Genomic DNA, 4,565 nt, shown 5'->3' with positions numbered 1-4,565 from the left:
GCCGTCGAGCTCGAGCAGGGAGAAGACGGCGCCGACCTCGCCGCGCGACTGCTGGGGTCTGTCCCCGCAGCGGACTGACCCCCGCGAACCGACTCGCGGTGCGGGGGACCGGCCCCATGCGGGGCCGGTCCCCTATGCCAGTCCCCTATGCAGGCTCGTCCGGCGCGTCGGGCAGCTCCGGCAGCTCCGGCAGCTCGGGCAGCTGATCCTCGTACCCGAGGCCGAGCGAGGCGAGATCGAGCCCGTCGCCGTCGCCGATCTCCTCCAGCGCGGCGAGCAGTTCCTCGTCCGTCCCCGGACCGAACATGCCGGCGGGGAGCGGCTCGGACGGCTCGATGTCGATACCGCGGTACTTCTTGAGGCCCGTCGCCGCCGGGATCAGCTTCCCGATGATGACGTTCTCCTTCAACCCGAGCAGGCGGTCGACCTTGCCCTCGATCGACGCGTCGGTGAGGACCTTCGTCGTCTCCTGGAAGGAGGCGGCGGAGAGGAAGGACTCCGTCGCGAGCGACGCCTTGGTGATCCCGAGGATCAGCGGCTCGAAGGTCGCCTCCTCGCCCTTGGCCGACCGAGCCGCATCGTTGGCGCGCTCGAGCACGACCTTGTCGGCCAGCTGGCCCGGCAGGAGGTCGGTGTCGCCGGGGGTCTCGACGCGCACCTTCTTCATCATCTGGCGGACGATGAGCTCGATGTGCTTGTCGTGGATGTCGACGCCCTGCGACTTGTAGACCTTCTGCACCTCGCCGACGAGGTAGAGCTCCGTCGGGGTCGAGCCCCGACCGGCCCTCGTGTGCAGCTCGAGCATGTCGGCGGGGTTCCGGGAGCCCTCGTTGAGCGGGTCGCCCTGCTCGACGGTGTCGCCGGGCCCGACGAGGAGCCGCGTGCGGCGCGGGAACGAGTACTCCTTGATGGGGAGCGGCTCGCCGTTCTCGTCGAGGGCGGTCGGCGTGACGGTGACCAGCATCGTCCGCTCCTGCTCCTCGACCGACACCTTGCCGCCGACGTCGGCGAAGGTCGCGGCGCCCTTCGGGTTCCGAGCCTCGAAGATCTCGACGACGCGCGGCAGGCCGTGGGTGATGTCCGCGCCGGCGACGCCGCCCGTGTGGAACGTGCGCATCGTGAGCTGCGTCCCGGGCTCGCCGATCGACTGCGCAGCGACGATCCCGACGGCATCGCCGATCTCGCACATGTCGCCGGTCGCGAGGAAGATGCCGTAACACGCGCGGCACACTCCGACCTCGCTCCGGCACTTCAGCACCGTCCGCAGCGGGAGCAGGAGCGTATCCGCGCCCTCCTCGAGCTCCTCGACGACCTCGCGCAGGCGCGACTTGGTGAGCAGTTCACCCTTCTCGGCGAGGACGGTCTTGCCTGGCTTCCCGTCCTTCAGCGGCTTGTGCACGTCGTCCGCGAGGACGCGGCCGGCGGCGCTCAGGTTCACCTGACCGTCGAGGATCGCGGCCAGCTCGACGTGGTCGGACGTGCCGCAGTCCTCCTCGCGGATGATCACGTCCTGCGAGACGTCAACGAGACGCCGCGTCAGGTAGCCCGAGTCCGCCGTGCGGAGCGCCGTGTCGGCGAGGCCCTTGCGTGCGCCGTGGGTCGAGATGAAGTACTCGAGCACCGACAGGCCCTCCATGAAGTTGGCCTTGATCGGGCGCTCGATGATCTCGCCCTTCGGGTTGGCCATCAGGCCGCGCATCCCGGCGAGCTGGCGGATCTGGTTGAACGACCCGCGGGCTCCGGAGTTGGCCATCATGAAGATCGAGTTCGTCTGGTGGAGGTTGTCCTTCATCGCGTCGGCGACCGCGTCCGTCGCCTCCGTCCAGACGGCCACCACGCGCTCCTTCCGCTCCTCCTCCGTCATCAGGCCGCGCTCGTACTCGCGCTCGATCTTCGCGACCTGCTCCTCGTAGCCCGCGAGGATCTCCTCCTTCAAGGGGGGGATCACGATGTCGTTCTTCGAGACGGTGATGCCGGCACGGGTCGCGTATCGGAAGGCGAGCGACTTGATCGTGTCGAGGACCGTCGCCACTGCGTACGCGCCGTAGTGCCCGACGAGCCGGTCGATGAGCGCATCGAGCTCGCGCTTCGTCAGGGCACGGTCGACGACCAGCGGCTCCTCGAGCCCGTCCTTCACGGCGTCACGGAGCGACCGCTCGAGCTCGGACTCGAAGATCACCCGGCCGGGCGTCGTGAGGCGCAGCTCGTCGCCGCGGCGGAACTCGATCGGCTCCTGGAGCGAGATCGGGTCGCGCTTGTCCTCGAGCGCGAACTCCACGTGCTCCTCCGTCGCGAACCGCCTGAGGCCCTTGACCCCGAGCTCCTTCGCGAGCGACTCGGAGTCGGTGGCCGACAGGTCGTGGGAGCAGTACGTCAGGAAGTACGCGCCGAGCACCATGTCCTGCGTCGGGGTCGCGAGCGGCCGCCCGTGGGCCGGCGAGAGGATGTTGTTCGACGAGAGCATCAGGATGCGGGCCTCCGCCTGCGCCTCCGCGGAGAGCGGGAGATGAACCGCCATCTGGTCGCCGTCGAAGTCGGCGTTGAACGCGTGGCAGACGAGCGGGTGCACCTGGATCGCCTTGCCCTCGACGAGCACCGGCTCGAACGCCTGGATGCCGAGCCGGTGGAGCGTCGGGGCCCGGTTGAGCAGCACCGGATGCTCCGCGATGACCTCCTCGAGCACGTCCCAGACCTCCGGGACCATCGACTCGACGTGCTTCTTGGCCGCCTTGATGTTCTGGACGGACTTCCGCTCGACGAGCCTGCTCATGATGAACGGCTTGAACAGCTCGAGCGCCATCAGCTTCGGCAGGCCGCACTGATGCAGCTTGAGGTTCGGGCCGGCGACGATCACCGAGCGTCCCGAGTAGTCGACGCGCTTGCCGAGCAGGTTCTGGCGGAACCGCCCCTGCTTGCCCTTGAGCATGTCCGACAGCGACTTCAGCGGCCGGTTGCCCGGGCCTGTCACCGCACGGCCGCGCCGGCCGTTGTCGAACAGCGCGTCGACGGCCTCCTGGAGCATCCGCTTCTCGTTGTTGACGATGATCTCCGGCGCGCCGAGGTCGAGCAGGCGCTTGAGCCGGTTGTTGCGGTTGATCACGCGCCGGTAGAGGTCGTTGAGGTCGCTCGTGGCGAAACGGCCGCCGTCGAGCTGCACCATCGGGCGAAGCTCCGGCGGGATCACGGGCACCGCCTCGAGCACCATCCACTCGGGCTTGTTCTCCGACGTGATGAAGGCCTGCACGACCTTGAGCCGCTTGATCGCGCGCTGCTGCTTCTGACCCTTTGACGTCTTGATCGTGTCCCGGAGCGTCATCGACTCCTGCTCGAGGTCGAGGTCGCGGAGCAGCTCGCGGATCGCCTCGGCGCCCATCCCGCCGCGGAAATAGACGCCGAAGCCGTACGGTGAGCCGAAGCGGTCCTTCAGCTCGCGGAACAGCTGCTCGTCGTTGACGACCTGCTTGACGTCGAGCTCGCGGAAGAGCTTCCACGTGTCCTCGAGCCGGCGAACGCCCTCGACCGCCGCCTCGCGCGTGTCCTCGCGCCGGCTTTCGATGTCGGCGACCATCTCCTTGACCTTCGTCGCCCACTGCTGGACGGCCTCGAGGTCCTCCTTGCGGGCGCCCTCGACGAGGCAGAGGTCGTACGCGAGCTCGCGCACCTGCTCGGGGCCGGCGTCGGCGTCGGCCTGCTCGAGCACGTCGCGCAGGAGGCCGTTGCCGATCTCCCGGGCGCGCTCGAGGTTCTTCGCGTCGACCGACGCGACGAGCTCGGCGTCGTCGCTCGAGAGCTCCTCGCCGGAGAGGAGCTGGTCGAGCACCTTGTGCAGGTGCTTCGTGATCGCTCCCTTCTTGGCGCCGGAGGCCTTCTCGAGCTCGCCCCGGAGCGGATCGAGCGCGGTGCGAATCTCCTGGGCGGCGGTGCCGACGGACTCGATCTCGCGCGGCGCCAGCCGGCGGTCGTCACGGGTCGCGGTCTGGCGGACGAGCTCGCGGAGCCGCTTCGGATCCTCGCCCGCGACGTTCTTCGCGAGGTCGGGGAAGATCGCGCCCGCGAGGCTGCGTGCCTCCTCGAGCGGCGGCATCATCTGGTCCTCGGCCCAGTTCGAGAGCCCGCGGACCCAGAACTCGTCGTCCTCGTCGAACCCCTTGTCCTTGCCGGCGGCGAGGAAGTCGCGACGCCGCTTGAGCCGGTCGTCGAGCGCCGAGAGCTGCTCGTCGCGATCGACGTAGATCTGCTCCGACTCGGCGCGGACCTTGTCCTCGAGGTCGGCGAGGTCGGCCTGGCGCTTCTCGTGGTCGACGCCCGTCACGATCGAGGCGGCGAAGTAGAGGACCTTCTCGAGCTCGCGCGGCGCGATGTCGAGCAGGTAGCCGATCCGGCTCGGAACGCCCTTGAAGAACCAGATGTGCGAGACCGGCGCCGCGAGGTCGATGTGGCCCATGCGCTCGCGGCGCACCTTCTGCCGCGTCACCTCGACGCCGCAGCGCTCGCAGATGATGCCCTTGTAGCGGACGCGCTTGTACTTGCCGCAGTAGCACTCCCAGTCCTTGGTCGGACCGAAG

General features: G+C 68.9%; 1 protein-coding gene. It reads right to left on the bottom strand.

From position 1 onward, the window contains the following. Nucleotides 1–145: 145 nt before the first annotated feature. Nucleotides 146–4,565, bottom strand: a 4,420-nt coding sequence (gene rpoC / locus VNM44_RS10225) for a DNA-directed RNA polymerase subunit beta' (protein ID WP_325625774.1), incomplete at its 5' end; no start/stop codon positions are given.

This window comes from Gaiella sp. (assembly GCF_035558935.1).
Lineage (GTDB): Bacteria > Actinomycetota > Thermoleophilia > Gaiellales > Gaiellaceae > Gaiella.
This window is presented reverse-complemented; position numbering and strand designations above follow the sequence as displayed.